Origin of the sequence: uncultured Desulfovibrio sp. (assembly GCF_902477725.1) — a bacterium.
GTDB lineage: Bacteria > Desulfobacterota > Desulfovibrionia > Desulfovibrionales > Desulfovibrionaceae > Desulfovibrio.
Genome location: NZ_CABSIF010000017.1, coordinates 1 through 14062 on the forward strand (window position 1 = coordinate 1; position 14062 = coordinate 14062).

Annotated in this window: 8 protein-coding genes; 5 read left to right on the forward strand and 3 right to left on the reverse strand. The window is 57.1% G+C overall.

All coding sequences use genetic code 11. From position 1 onward, the window contains the following. The first annotated feature begins 673 nt into the window (after positions 1-673). The 4 genes from RDK48_RS13340 (at position 674) to RDK48_RS13355 (ending at position 6012) form a co-directional block, all read left to right on the forward strand. Complete coding sequence (locus RDK48_RS13340; protein WP_298994912.1) at positions 674-1663, forward strand: ABC transporter ATP-binding protein; 990 nt, start codon at positions 674-676, stop codon at positions 1661-1663. Positions 1664-2080: 417 nt separating this feature from the next. After that, the gene (locus RDK48_RS13345) at positions 2081-3838 is read left to right on the forward strand and encodes a methyl-accepting chemotaxis protein (protein ID WP_298994902.1); all 1758 of its coding nucleotides are present in this window, start codon (positions 2081-2083) and stop codon (positions 3836-3838) included. A gap of 144 nt (positions 3839-3982) precedes the next feature. Beyond that, a complete protein-coding gene (locus tag RDK48_RS13350; protein WP_298994899.1) occupies positions 3983-4186 on the forward strand; it encodes a hypothetical protein in 204 nt (67 codons plus the stop codon). Positions 4187-4254: 68 nt separating this feature from the next. After that, on the forward strand, positions 4255-6012 hold the full coding sequence (locus RDK48_RS13355) for a methyl-accepting chemotaxis protein (RefSeq protein ID WP_298994896.1): 1758 nt from the start codon (positions 4255-4257) through the stop codon (positions 6010-6012). 80 nt (positions 6013-6092) lie between these two features. On the opposite strand, the gene RDK48_RS13360 is transcribed toward RDK48_RS13355, so the two are convergent. After that, the gene (locus RDK48_RS13360; RefSeq protein WP_298994893.1) at positions 6093-7100 is read right to left on the reverse strand and encodes a DMT family transporter; all 1008 of its coding nucleotides are present in this window, start codon (positions 7098-7100) and stop codon (positions 6093-6095) included. 109 nt (positions 7101-7209) lie between these two features. Here RDK48_RS13360 and RDK48_RS13365 point away from each other — a divergent pair, with 109 nt between their 5' ends. Next, positions 7210-8661, forward strand: a complete 1452-nt coding sequence (locus tag RDK48_RS13365) for a PLP-dependent aminotransferase family protein (RefSeq protein WP_298994890.1) — start codon at positions 7210-7212, stop codon at positions 8659-8661. 347 nt (positions 8662-9008) lie between these two features. On the opposite strand, the gene RDK48_RS13370 is transcribed toward RDK48_RS13365, so the two are convergent. After that, positions 9009-11762: an autotransporter domain-containing protein gene (locus RDK48_RS13370; protein WP_298994887.1), complete on the reverse strand. Its 2754-nt coding sequence runs from the start codon at positions 11760-11762 to the stop codon at positions 9009-9011. A gap of 466 nt (positions 11763-12228) precedes the next feature. Next, the gene (locus RDK48_RS13375; RefSeq protein WP_298994884.1) at positions 12229-14028 is read right to left on the reverse strand and encodes a methyl-accepting chemotaxis protein; all 1800 of its coding nucleotides are present in this window, start codon (positions 14026-14028) and stop codon (positions 12229-12231) included. Positions 14029-14062 lie beyond the last annotated feature (34 nt).

Here is a 14062-nt window from a genome sequence, read left to right on the forward strand (position 1 = left end):
GGCCATAGCTGCGGGAGCTTCCCTCGCTCGCTGCACTCGCTCAGGTGATCTCCCTCCGCGCCGCGTTTATGCCAGAGAACATTTCCGCTCCGAATGGAATTCCGCTTCAGCCAACTACCATTGATTTTATTGCTGCCAGAGAATGAGCCTTGTACCTTTTTAGTTGCTCTGAATATTCTGGCAGTACTACGCGTGGATAAATTCTGATAGCAAACAAAGACATGCACCACTTCGACAAGGTGCATGTGATAATGGCAAGTTTCATTCAGCCATGACCAAAGGAATACCTTACGAGTCAGAAGAATATGTTCACCATCAGGCGCTGGTCGTGGAGCCGCCTTCCTTAAACTCGCCGGAGCAAACGCGAAGGCGATGGCTGGTGTTGGGCTAATTTGCAAAATACGCGTTTTGCGGTCTGAAAAGGAAGCGCCGGGATTTTGAGCGCAGCGTACTCAACAAGTACGTGAGCATCAAAATTTCGGCGCTGACGCATTCAGGGCGTAAACGTCGGGTTTGCGTAAATCAGCCTGACAGGCTCACCCACCCCGCAAAAAACCTCTCCCCTGCTTTTGCCTTTTCTTTCCCTGCCGCCCCTGCCCGGCCTGCCCCCTCTGCCTCAGCACCCCAGCCCACAAGGCTTTTTTTTGCCAGCACCTTCTGGTAGGCTCTGCCCATGAACAAGCCTTCTACCCAAGCCCCCAGCCCCCTGCTGCAACTGGAAAACCTCTCTGTGACCTTTGCAACCGCAGACGGCCCGCTGCCCGCCGTGCGCAGCATAAACCTCTGCCTGCATGAGGGTGAAACAGTTTGCCTCGTTGGTGAATCCGGCTGCGGTAAAAGCCTCACGGCCAAAGCCATTTTGCGGCTCACCCCGCCCAACGCGGTGCTTGAAGGGCGCATTCTGCTGCACGTTCAGAATCTGCTTGAGCTTTCAGAAAAAAAAATGCGCTCCGTGCGCGGTCGTCAGGTGGGCATGATCTTTCAGGAGCCCATGACCTCCCTCAACCCGGTGCTCAAAATTGGCGATCAGGTGGCGGAACCCTTGCGGCTGCATCAGGGCATGAGCCGCTCTGAAGCCCGCGAGGCTGCCATAGACCTGCTGACGGAAGTGGGCATTCCCGCGCCGCAAAGCCGCTATGACGATTACCCGCACCAGCTCTCGGGCGGTATGCGCCAACGCGTCATGATTGCCATGGCATTGTCGTGCAAACCTGCCCTGCTACTGGCTGATGAACCCACCACAGCTCTGGATGCCACGATTCAGGGCCAGATTCTGCGTCTGCTGGCGGCCCGCTGCCGCGAGCGCCGCATGGCCGTGCTGCTGATTACCCACGATCTCGGCGTAGCCGCCCAGATGGCGGACACAGTGGGCGTCATGTATGCCGGGCGCCTGGTAGAATGCGCTCCGGCCCAGGAGCTGTTCGCCGACCCGCGCCACCCCTACACGCAGGGATTGCTGCACGCTGCGCCCAGCGCCCGTTCACGCGGCCTTGAGCGCCTGCCAACCATACCGGGCACGGTTCCATCCCTTGCCAACATGCCTGCGGGGTGTCCATTCCACCCCCGCTGCAAGTCTGCCCTTGCGCGTTGCGCCGCCGAAATGCCGCCCGCAGTGGTCAGCGGCGCGCACAGCACGGCCTGCTGGCTTGTCGGCCAGCCCTAGCCGAGCCCCCACGCGGGCAATCATCACGCTCAGCCATTGCAGCAGACCACCTTGCGCAGATATATTGCCTCTGCTATAAACTTATTTTCCAGTTCTCCGTAAATTCAGACAGTGGCTCTGTCCGGCTTGTTCCTGAAGCCGCGCCATGCCGCATCTGATTGCTCCCCCCATCGCGTTGCATCCCCCCTACTGGCAACGCTTGGCAATCGGACTTCTGAATTGCGGCGTATCCAAGCATTCCGCCAGACTGTCAGTTTCTGGGCCGCCCCCCTACGGCCCGCCAGAGCATTTCGTGGCGCGGATTTTCAGAATCCGCGTGAACAGACAAACTTGTTCAATGTTCATCTGCTCTATGCTGTCAACAGCGCTGCCCGCGACAAACGGGGCAGTTTCAGCTGAACGTGGAGGATGCCTCACATGAAACTAGGCGCAAAACTTGTGCTCTCTTTCGGCAGTCTTATTGCCGTCATTCTGGTGTCTTCTGCCATCACGATGCACAACGTGGGCGAAATGAACGGCAAGGTGCGCGAGATTGACGAGGCATGGCTGCCTTCCGTCACCGCCATCCAGTCCATGAATGTGCAGCTCAATTCGCTCCGCGCCGATCTTGCGTCAATAATGTCGCAAACCTACGCCGACGAGATCCGCAAGTACGAAAAGAATCTTCAGGATTCCATGGACTCCATCCAGCGCGATCAGACCGCCTATCTGCAACTGCGCAACGCCACCCCCGGCATGGATAGTGAGCAAGGCAAGGCCCTTATGGCGCGCATTGCCGACCTTTCCTTGCAGGAAAGCAAGGCACGCGAAGGCATCATCAAGGGTGTGCTGGACGGTCGGCGCGGCGTGGCAAACGTGGCCTTTGACAAAAAATACCGCCCAGTTTTTCAGGAACTTGGCGAGACCTATGGCGAAGTTGTCCGCATGAACGTCACGGGCAGCAAGGCCGCGGCCCAAAGCGCCACTGACGCAGGGCAAAAAACCCGCAACATGTCCATTGCCATCACTCTGGCTGCCGTTATCATCAGCATCTGCATTACCTGGCTGCTCACGCGTTCTGTGGGGCGGCAACTGGGCAAAGACCCCGGCGAACTGGCCGTCATAGCCCGCCGGGTTGCCAACGGCGATTACGATATTGACGATGGCAGCACCAAAACTGGCGTGTATGCAGATATGGTTTCCATGGCGCAGACGCTTAAAGAAAACATGGCAAAGGCGCATCAGGAATCGGAAAACGCCAGGCAAAGCGCCCAGCGGGCAGAAGAAGCCCTGCGGCAGGCGGAGGCAGCAAGCGTTGAAGCCCAGCGCAAAGCCGAAGCAATGAGCGCCGCTTCTGAGGGTCTTCAGCAGGTTGCGCAGGTTGTGAGCGACGCTTCAACGCGACTGGCAGCGCACATTGAGCAGTCTGACAAGGGAGCATGCGAAACGTCGCTCAGGCTGACGGAGGCCGCCAGCGCCATTCAGCAGATGAACAATACCGTGCTTCAGGTGGCGCAGAACGCCGCAGCCGCCAATGCCGCTTCGCTCGAAACGCGCCAAAAAGCCGAGCAAGGCGCTGAAATCGTCAAGCGCTCCCTGCACAGCATCAGCGAGGTGCACCATGTTTCGCTGGCGACCAAGAACGATATGGCGCAGCTCCGGGAACATACGCAAAACATCAACCGCATCATGAACGTTATTTCGGATATTGCCGACCAGACCAACCTGCTTGCCCTTAATGCCGCTATTGAAGCTGCCCGTGCGGGCGATGCCGGGCGCGGTTTTGCCGTGGTAGCTGATGAGGTGCGCAAACTGGCGGAAAAAACAATGGCCTCCACACATGACGTGGCCAACGCCATCACGGCCATTCAGGACAGTGCAGCAAAAAGCATGGATTCTGTGGATAACGTTGCCCTTCAGATTGAGCAGGCCAATGACTTTGCCCAACAATCCGGACAGGCGCTGACAGATATCGTTGTGATGGTGGAATCCACCTCTGATCAGGTTACCGCTATCACTTCTGCCAGCGAGGGGCAGTCCGCCGCCAGTGACCAGGTCACAAGCGTTATTGACCAGATCAACGGCATGTCCCGGCAAACAGCCTCTGCCATGCGTGCGGCCACAGAAGCTGTGGAAGACCTGGCGGCCCAGGCCAACGGGCTTTCGGGCCTTATTGCGCAGATGCGCGCCCAGTAATTTTTTTCAGGGTATTCACGGTTTGTTGCAACAGGTGTTGCAAAAACGCCGGCCTTCGGGTCGGCGTTTTTGTTTGCGGTGTCATTCTGGGAGTCTGATCAACCGCTATTATACTTAGCCGTATGCATTTGCGGGAGACCAGCCATGAGCGAGCCAGCAGCGGCCATAACCAACCTTTCAGCCCAGGCCAGAGCAACCTCTCATGCAATTGGTAGAAGCCATGAACCACGATTTATTCCGGCTCGCGACAGCGTCCTCCATATACTGCATGGCGCGTACAAAGCGGGGTTCAGAAAAACCACCCCCTTTGTTGTATATTTTGTCCTTCATCCCACTGAAAAAATTTAGCACGCTCTTTGCATAAGTTATACATTCATCGCAAGTGTCTGTAGCACAAACCCCGGAGGTGAAAGCCTATGCGACTGATTGTAAAACTTGGACTATCATTCTTTTTTATTACACTTGTTCTGCTTGCGATGAGTGGAATGTCAATCAAAAACATTTCTGCAATGAATAAAAGATTCATTGAAATAGATACATCTTTGCTCCCATCTCTCATAGAACTTCAGGAAATGCATCTGAAATTCTGGATTATTCGCTCTGACGTATTGGCGCTTATTTCACAAACCTCGCCCTCAGAGATCGAACGATATTCCTCCAACATCACCAGCACGATGGATTCCATCAGGGAAAATCATGATAGATATTTTGCCATTGTGGGTGAATCCGAAGACCAGCACCATGCAGCAGCAAAGGAACTGATAGAAAAAATTGATGCAATTTCTCGCAAACTCAACACGGTACGCAAAGAAATCCTTGCATTTGTGCAATGTGAAGAACGTGGAGAGGCAATAAACATATTTGAAAATAAATACACCACGCTATTCAACAGCCTTGAACCACTCTATGAAGAGCTGATGGCGCTTACCAAGTCAGACAGCAAACAGGTGTCTGCCGAGGCCGTTGCCACAGGCGAAAGTGCAGTTAAAGGCGCATATGCGCTTAGTGCTGCCGCCGTTTTTTTCAGCATCATCGTTTCTCTTGTACTTTCGCGCTCCATAAAGCATCAACTTGGCAAAGACCCGGGAGAACTCCAGGCTGTGGCAAGCCGTGTTGCTGCCGGAGACTACGACATTCATGACGCAAATAGCGACAGCGTTGGCGTGTACGCTTCCATCGTCGCGATGGTGCAGGCACTGAAAACCCACATCGAAAGCGCTCAGCGTGAATCACTGGTGGCGCGGGAGCAATCCGCCAAGGCAACCGAAGCCCTGCGCCAGACGGAAGCCGCCAATATCGAGGCCCAGAGCAAAAGCGAAGCCCTGCGGATGGCCGCCGCCAGACTTCAGGAGGTGGCCCGGGTAGTGAGCGCGGCCACAGCGCGACTGGCGGCGCAGATTGAGCAGTCAGATAAAGGCGCGCAAGAGACATCGGCCCGACTGGGCGAGGCGGCCTCTGCCATGCAGCAGATGAATGCCACAGTGCAGGAAGTGGCGCGCAACGCGTCCGTTGCCTCGCAGGCCTCCACAGAAACCCGCGCCAAGGCGGAAAACGGCTCAGAAATCGTCAAACGCTCGCTGCGCAGCATTGATCAGGTGCATCAGGCATCCATGACGCTCAAGGACGACATGGCCCAACTGCACGGACACACCCAAAACATCAACCGCATCATGGGCGTTATTTCAGACATCGCCGACCAGACCAATCTGCTTGCCCTCAACGCCGCCATTGAGGCTGCCCGTGCGGGTGATGCCGGGCGGGGCTTTGCCGTGGTGGCGGATGAAGTGCGCAAACTGGCGGAAAAAACAATGGCCTCCACCCATGACGTTGCCAATGCCATTGAGGCTATCCAGTCCAGCGCTACCCAGAGCATGGATTCTGTGGACAGGGCCGCAAGGCAGATTGAACAAGCCAATACCTACGCCAGCCAGTCTGGTGCGGCCCTGACCGATATTGTGGCCACGGTTGAGGGCACGGCGGATCAGGTCAATGCCATTGCCGCCGCAAGCGAGCAGCAGTCTGCCGCCAGCGATGAAGTAAGCCGCGCCATAACCCAGATAAGCGAAATGTCGCGCCAGACCTCTGCCGCCATGCGCGAAGCGGCGGATGCCGTGGCCGAACTGGCAGGGCAGACCCAAAATCTTATGGATCTCATGTCCAGCATGCAGCAATAGTACAAAAGAAAGGGGCTGTTCCGGCAGCGCATTGCGCATCTCTGCCGGAACAGCCCCCACAGGCCCGAAATATTTTTTGTCTACGGCTCTTCCGCCACGGCAGGCTTGCACCGCCTGCCCAGCCAGCGGGCGATCACAGGGGGCAGCCAGCCAGCGGCCTTTTGCCCGGCCCCGACAGCTTCATCCCTGCTTGGCGTGTACTGCTTTTTGACAATATAGACGCCCACCAGCACCACCGCTATGCCCAGAACTTCCAGACCCGACAATTTCTCTGAAAATATGACCCACGAGTACACAGCGGCAATGGCAGGCTGGCAAAGGCAGATCACCGCAGAAAGGTTGACGCTGAGCTTGCCCTGACAATGCGTGAGCATGTTATGCCCAATCACCTGCACGCAGAGCGTAAGAGCCAATATGGGCCACAGATCGTCCCAGCTTCGCGGAATCTGCAAGCCCTCCACAGCCCACGAGGCAAAAAACAGGCCCACAAGTCCGCCAACGGCACTGCCAAGCATGATGACGCTGCTCTCCATCCTGTCGCGCAGGCGGTAGGCAATGAGCAGAAATCCCGCGTAAAAAAAGGCCGCAGCCAGTGCCAGAAAATCACCAAAATAGTTGCCCGGCACAGGGCTGGCCTTGCCCCCCACCAAAAGCACCACCCCGGCAAGAGTAACAGCCGCGCCGGGAATGAACAGCCTCGGCAGCCGCTCGTGAAACAGAAAATACGAAACCGGAATGACCGTGAACGGCGTCAGGTTGGTGAGCAGGTTGGCATTGGCAACTGTTGTGTAGCTGAATGCCGTATTCCACAGGGCCACGTCACCCGCCAGAAACAGGCCGGATAACAGCAGCAGGACAATATCCCTGCCGCTGAGCCGCCCAAGCCGACCATAGGCCAGCGGCCAGAGCAGCGGGATGGAAAACAGCATGCGGTACATCCCCGTATTGATGGGTGACAGGCCGCTCTGCCGCACAAATATGCCCCCTGTGGCCAAAAAGGCCACTGCCAGCACCGCCAGCAGAACATATTTTGTGCCGTTTCCCCGCCGCATTCCGCCCTGCGGCACTGTATCGCCTTGCGTGGACATGGATCCTCCCATCCTTTTGTTGTGTTTGCTGCCCCCTTTGATACAGTGGACATGGCACCATCAAAAGTGCCACATGACACATATTTTATGGTGCCACCTGGGAGCAGACATGATCAGCACGGGCAAGGACGGCTCCGGGCCGCTGTATTTGCAGATATACAGCCAGTTGAAGCAGGATATTGCCTGCGGCGCGCTTGCAGAAGGCACGGTTCTGACTGGTAGCAGAATGCTGGCATCCATGCTGGCGGTCAGCCGCAATACTGTGGACAATGCCTATAGTCAACTGGTGGCGGAGGGTTACATAGCCCCCCGCAGGGGCGTGGGCTTTGTGGTGCAGCACGTCCCCAGCATTGACGTCCCAGCCACGCCATCCGGCCACGCCGCGCCGCAGGCGGCGCAGTGCCCCACGCAGCCAGAAATATGTGCGCAAGGGCAGACGCTGGCGCACGGGCAGCCCCTGGTTTACGACCTGACAAACAGCAGCCACACGGTTGATCTTTTCCCCAAAAGCCTCTGGAAAAAATACACCTTTGAATGCCTTGAGATGCTGGAAAGAGAAGAAAAAATCTCTGCCTTGCAGGTCATGCAGGGCGAACCCTACCTGCGCAAAAACCTGTTGGCCTATCTCAAGCGCATTCGCGGCGTGAACTGCACGGAGGACCAGATCGTCATAACCTGCGGTTTGCAGCAGTCGCTGGAATACCTATGTAAAATAGCAGCCCAGCGCGGGCAGAAAATCCTGATGGAAGAACCCGGCTTCAACAAGGCGGCCGCTGTATTCCGCAACAACCACCTGCCCATTGAGACCGTACCCGTGGATGAACACGGCCTGAAAGTGGACGACCTGCCCCACAGGCCGCAGGCCTTTGCCATCTACACCACGCCGTCCCACCAGTTCCCCACCGGGGTCACGCTCCCCATCGGGCGCAGACATGCCCTGCTGCGCTGGGCGCAGAGCAACAACGTCTACGTACTTGAAGACGACTTTGACAGCGAGATGCGCTACTATTCCAAGCCCATACCTTCGCTGCAATCCATCAATACGGAAGCGCGGGTCATCTATCTTGGCACATTTTCCAAGGGCATATCCCCTTCCATCCGTATGGGGTACATGATTCTGCCTCCGCAGCTTGCCGCCGCCTTTCACGAAATGTTTGACGAATACAACAGCACTGTCCCCGTACTGAACCAGTACATCATTGGCCGCCTGCTCGAAACCGGCCAGTACGACAGACACATCCGCCGCCTGAGCCATGTGTTCAAAAACCGCCTTGAGCTGTTTATTCAGGAATTTTCCCGTCTGGGGTCGGGCCTGCGCATGACAGGCAACGGCACGGGCCAGTATTTTCTTTTGCGCTTTTCTGCCGGAACGGACCAGAAGCTACTCATAAAAAAAGCCCTGGAGCAGGGGGTGCGGGTCTACCCCACCATGCAGTTCTGGCAGGACAAGGCCGAGTGCCCGCCGGATACGCTGTTTCTGGGTTTTGGCAAGATTCGCCTTGAGGACATACCCGATTGCGTGACGCGACTTAAGATTGCCTGGGCGGAATGGCTGCACTGAGCTGGAGCAAGCGAGTCAGCAACATGCACCCCTTTTCCTGACTGAAGGGCAAATAATTTTTTCAGAAATAACTCAGAGAAGAAAAACAACGAGGGCCTCTGTGCGGCTTTGCACCGCACAGAGGCCTTCAGCATTTCAAGCTGCGGCTTCACCAAGACTCAAAAAAAGCCCTTCACGCACAGCCAGTTGGATAAGCCAATTATCTCAGGATATCCCCTTAGTTCAAATTTGCCGATGTGATCCAAGAAAATATCAACCTGCCTGGATGGCGAGTAGAAGCTTTTTCGTTCGCCATCCAGGCAATTTCAAAGAAAATGGCCAGTAACTTCCGCACGCCAACTCGGGCCTCAAAATGTTACGCAGAGGTCTCCGCGAATACCCTGGCTTCGGGTGTCGCCTGCAAACTGGCCAGTATAGGAGATGCCGAACGAGACATTCTGGCTGAGGTGGGTGGACAGGCCCGCTTCGACCAAAGCCATGTTCCTCGCTATCGGCACCCCCTCGATGCCGAACCGGTCGGAGCCGGAAAAATTGACCGTCGTCATTGGCGATATGTCGCCGGAGGCATGCCTCCATGCGAGCGAACCGGTGGCGGTCAGTGCGACACCGCCCAGCGTAAAGTCGCTCGCACCCCTCAGACCGGCTGTCGAAAAGGTGACGTTATTGTCGCCGCTCTGCGTCGTCAGCGCCGCAAGCCCACCCTCTTCGGTGAAGCCGTTGGTATGAACGTTCACATAGGCGAGGGAGACGAAGGGCTCGAAGGAAAGCTTGCCAAGCGACGTCTCGCCTGCATCCAGGCGGTAGCCGACATCGCCAAAGGCCTGAAAGGTACGGGCATCGTATTGACCGGACAGCCTGTCGGAGAAACCGGTGAAGTTCACACTTCGATCAGTACGGACGCCACTCCAGGTGTAGGCTGTACCAAGACGTACCCCTAACGCGCCGATCTCGGATCCACCATAAGCACCAAGGGTGTAATTGTCTGAGAAGCCGGAGGCGTTGTTGGAATCCGCATCGTAGGATGAACGACCGTAACCAGTGAGCAAGCCGAGCCGCCATGTGTCGAAGACAGGTGCATCGGCGCCGATCAGGAAGCCTCCTGTATTGTGCGAGAACTTCGCGGCATTGCCATCACTGTCGGTGTTGCCCCACGCACCGTAGCCGTTCGTCCAGACGGTCAGCCCCTCAAAACCATAGGTGGCAGACGGTGCTGCCTGCGCGCCCACGGCGTCGAAAGCCGAGCGTATGCGGTCAATAGCGGCGCTGCGAACAAAGCGACTTTCCTCGACCATCGCGCTCTTGATAGACGGGTAGATGTCGCCCGAAAGCTGGTCGAAAGCGTCGCGCGCCTCGCCGTCGGTCTGAAGATTGCCGATTGCTCCGCGCAAGGTATTGTTCAGCGACATATTTTGCAAAACGCCCGCCGTAGCTAACTGGTTTGGCGTTGCCGCCGCACTGGTGAAGGCGCGGGACTGCGTTACATTGAGGTAGACGTTGTTGGCGTCGTAGCTGTCAGTCGCGGCGTAGAAGCTGGAGAGCGCCGCATTGCTGAGGGAATAGGTGCCCGTCACCCCGCCAGCCGCCGTCAGCACTGTGTAGCGAGCGCCGGGCGTAAAGAATCCGCTACCGTACCGGGAGGCCATGAGGATTGCGCCACTATTGATCGTCGCCGTTCCAGACACCGAGATCAGGTCGGAGACGGAACCGCCGGGAACCAGCTCTGCACTGTAGGTGGAACCCGAAGCCTGGCTGTAGTTGCCCGCCACGGTCAGTGTACCGGGGCTGTTGCCGGGTGCCACTGTCGAGCCCGAGAGTGCCGTCACGCTCCCGACCGTCCCCGAGCCGGTCAGCCGCGCGCCGCTCTCGACCATTGTCGCCGATCCGGCCATCGAGCCGTTGACCGTCAGCACACCGCCGTTCACCACGGTATTGCCCGTGAAGAGCGAATTGTCGCCAGTCAGGATCGTCCTTCCGGCAAGCGCCTTCAAAGTTCCATTTCCGCTGATCGCGCTGTCGAACAACAAGCCGGAACTGGTATGATTGAAGACAATTGTGCCCGTCCCACTACCGAAAGCGATCGACGCAGCCTTGAACGTGCCCGCTGCGGCCGCACTGGAACCGGCGGCGGCACCGATGTTCAGCGTCCCCGTCGACCCGGCATTGGAAGCAATGGTGAGGGTACCGTTGTAGGCACCGTTCGTCAGCGTGCCAACCGTCACCTGGCCGCCATTGGCAACGGTCAGCGTACCCGTGCCATCATAACCGACACGCAGAATGGGGCCGTTATCGGTGAGTGTCGAGCCCGAGCCAGTAACGGTCACAGTGCCAACGCTGTTGGCGCTCAGTCCAATACGACCGCTCGTATTGATAACAGTTCCGCCGTTTTCAACGAGCAGTTCACCAGTCGACGCTCCAAAACCGATAACGAGCTGGCTGCCGATATCCCACGTCGAGCGCGACCCGGTCACCGTCACTTGACCGCTGCCACCGTCACGGGCTCCTATGAAGCCATTGCTGTTGGCAGTAACCCTTCCGCCGTCAGAGACGGTCATCTCACCCCTGCCGCTCCAGCCGACAACGAGTTCGTTAGCGTTCGTCCATGTCGAACCCGCACCAGTCACGGTCACCGTACCCGTACTGCCGACGAAGTGTGCGACCGTGCCGTTTTGATTGCTGACCGTGCCCCCGTTCAGGATGTTCAACGTACCCGTACCGTTCGCGCCGACATCCATATCTTGGCCCGTGGGGTTGGCCCATGCCGAGCCGGTGCCAGTGACGGTCACCGTGCCGTTGCTGCCAGCGTTGTATCCGATATTGCCGCCGATATTGCCGCCTGTTCCGCTGATCGTTCCTCCAGACTCAACGATCAGTGTCGCATTGTGGTCCTTCCCGACATACAGGTCACCAGTGTAGGAGGTCGACGTATTGACGGTGCGTGTCCCAGCATCAATTACCTCATCTGCCAGCGCCTCCCCTCCCCAAGAGACCGTAAGAGCCACAGTTGAAAGGAAGACAGCGAGGATAAGAACAGCCGAAGGCTGCCTCACTATCCTCTGCACCGAGAGGTCTTCTCTCAGTTTAGGATTGCTTCGGTTGCACATCCACGCCCCCAAGAATGCTTTGTTAGAATTAATGATTGGGCCATGACTAGCCGAGGCAGCAAAAGGTTAGAAGTTGATAATGGCAATAAAATACAATTGTTACCTCTCAAAAGTGTCAGAGGACGATATTTGGCAAATCGTAAAGCTGGACGCTTCTCAACTTGCTAAAGTTTCAAGCCTTATGCGTGACCTTACCCCACAACGCATGTCACGTATAGCTTAATGACTTTCCTTAAATGAAGCCCAAGATGGTGAGCCCTCTTATCCCCACAGGCTCAACTGTTCGAGCGATTGCTTTTCTTCAAGCATGCTGAGGTACTAAAAAATCTGCTTTGGGTAGTGCATAATTCCCTGCTGGTCTCAGCGGCTATGAAATTGGCTCGTCAGATGCTCACCTTTGGGGCTGCCCAGTATGTATAGTGTGCCGTAGGCGCGCACAGACTTCCCAATTATATGGAGGCAGTCCCTAGTTTTTCATGTCCACAATCAGCTCGGCCAGCCCCCTGGTCTGAACTGCCAGATCAGCCACTGCTTTTTGGGCCTCATTCATGGCTTCTGCCGTTTGGTGTGCAACCTGGGTGGCGTCGTCAATTGAATGGTTGATTTCTTCGCTGGCGGCAGACTGCTGCCCGCTGGCCTCGGCAATGGCGTTCACCTGGCTGGCGGTGGCTTCTACGGTAGCCACGATTTCCTCCAGAGCCTTGCCCGACTGATTGGCAAAATCCGTGGCCTGCTCTACCTGCTCAACAGCATCATCCATGTCCGAAACGCTCTTGGACGTGCTTTCCTGAATGGCCTTGATGGCGTTGCCCACATCCTGGGTTGAGGCAAGGGTCTTTTCCGCCAGCTTGCGCACTTCATCGGCAACCACGGCAAAACCGCGCCCGGCATCGCCTGCCCGGGCAGCTTCGATGGCGGCATTGAGCGCAAGCAGGTTTGTCTGATCCGCGATATCGGAGATAACGCCCATGATGCGCGTAATGGCCTGTGAATGGTCGTTGAGTTCGGCCATGCCATCCCTGAGCCGCAACGAGACTTCGTGGACATGGCCAATGCTCTGCACGGCCTTTTCCACAATGCCTGCTCCGCTCAGGGCGCGGTCACGTGTCTGGCTGGCCGCGTCTGATGCGGTTGCGGCGCTGAGCGCCACCTCCTGCACGCTGGCGTTCATCTGATTCATGGCTGTTGCGGCCTCTGCAAGCATCTGGGCGGAATGCACGGCCCCTTTGTCCGACTGCTCTATCTGGGCTGAAAGCTGGGTTGAGGCAGTGCTCACAGCCTGGGCAACCTGCTCCAGCCTTTCCGCGGCCTGGAGCATGGCAGCGGTCTTGTCCTTTGCCTTGCGCTCGGCTTCAAGGGCCTCTGTCTGCGCCTGCTGGGCCTCACTGGCGGCCTTGCCAGCCAGACGGCTCTGCTCTTCGGCCTGCCCGATAAATTCCTTGAGTTTCACAACCATTGCGCTCAAGGCCTGTTGCAGGGTCGCCACTTCATCGCGCCCTGTTGTCTCAAATTCTTCATCAAGGTTGCCCTGCGCCACGGCGCGGGCATGCCGGGTTATGCCAGCCAGGGGCCGGGTTATGGACACGACCATCACATAGGAAAGCGGGCAGACCACCAGCAACAGAACCGCCAGAAAACCACCACCATAGATCGCCAGCTTGCTGTGCAGGATGGAGCGCATGGTGGTGATGAGGTGGCTTTCGGCCTTGTCCACATTGTCGATATAGACGCCTGTGCCGATCCAGAAGGGCGTTCCGGCTATAGCTTCCGCATAGCCCAGCTTGAACACGTCGCCAGAGCCGGGCTTGGGGAACACAAAATCCACAAAACCGCCGCCACGCTGGGCGACCTTGTACAGTTCACTAACATAGTGGACGCCATGGCTGTCTGCGGTTGACGCCAGATCCTTGCCGATCAGCTGCTTCTGCGTGGGGTGGGCAGTATTGACCGTGCCCTTGTACACATAAAAATACCCGGAGCTGTCATCCTCAAACCGGGCGCTGTCCACATACTGCGCAATGATGCGCAACTGCTCGGCCTCGGGCTGACCTTGCGTCATGGCCGCCAGACCAAGCGCCTGGGAGTGCGTGATATCCTTGATGCGCGCCCTCTGGGAGTCGAGCAGCATTTCCTTGGCAAGTGCCGTGCCGTCTGCAATGACGCCTTCCGTCATGCGCACGGACAGGCCTGCAATGGCAATAATCAGGGCGATCATGAGGATGACAAAAAAGACAATCCGCTGACTGATACTAAAATTTCTGAGCACGTCTTAATCTCCTGAAAAATCAAGGTGCAGACCG

Excerpts from the sequence above, each read along its gene's own strand:
- RDK48_RS13340 (WP_298994912.1), top strand. The coding sequence starts at position 674 with ATGAACAAGCCTTCTACCCAAGCCCCCAGCCCCCTGCTGCAACTGGAA.
- RDK48_RS13345 (WP_298994902.1), top strand. The coding sequence starts at position 2,081 with ATGAAACTAGGCGCAAAACTTGTGCTCTCTTTCGGCAGTCTTATTGCC.
- RDK48_RS13350 (WP_298994899.1), top strand. The coding sequence starts at position 3,983 with ATGAGCGAGCCAGCAGCGGCCATAACCAACCTTTCAGCCCAGGCCAGA.
- RDK48_RS13355 (WP_298994896.1), top strand. The coding sequence starts at position 4,255 with ATGCGACTGATTGTAAAACTTGGACTATCATTCTTTTTTATTACACTT.
- RDK48_RS13360 (WP_298994893.1), bottom strand. The coding sequence starts at position 7,100 with ATGTCCACGCAAGGCGATACAGTGCCGCAGGGCGGAATGCGGCGGGGA.
- RDK48_RS13365 (WP_298994890.1), top strand. The coding sequence starts at position 7,210 with ATGATCAGCACGGGCAAGGACGGCTCCGGGCCGCTGTATTTGCAGATA.
- RDK48_RS13370 (WP_298994887.1), bottom strand. The coding sequence starts at position 11,762 with ATGTGCAACCGAAGCAATCCTAAACTGAGAGAAGACCTCTCGGTGCAG.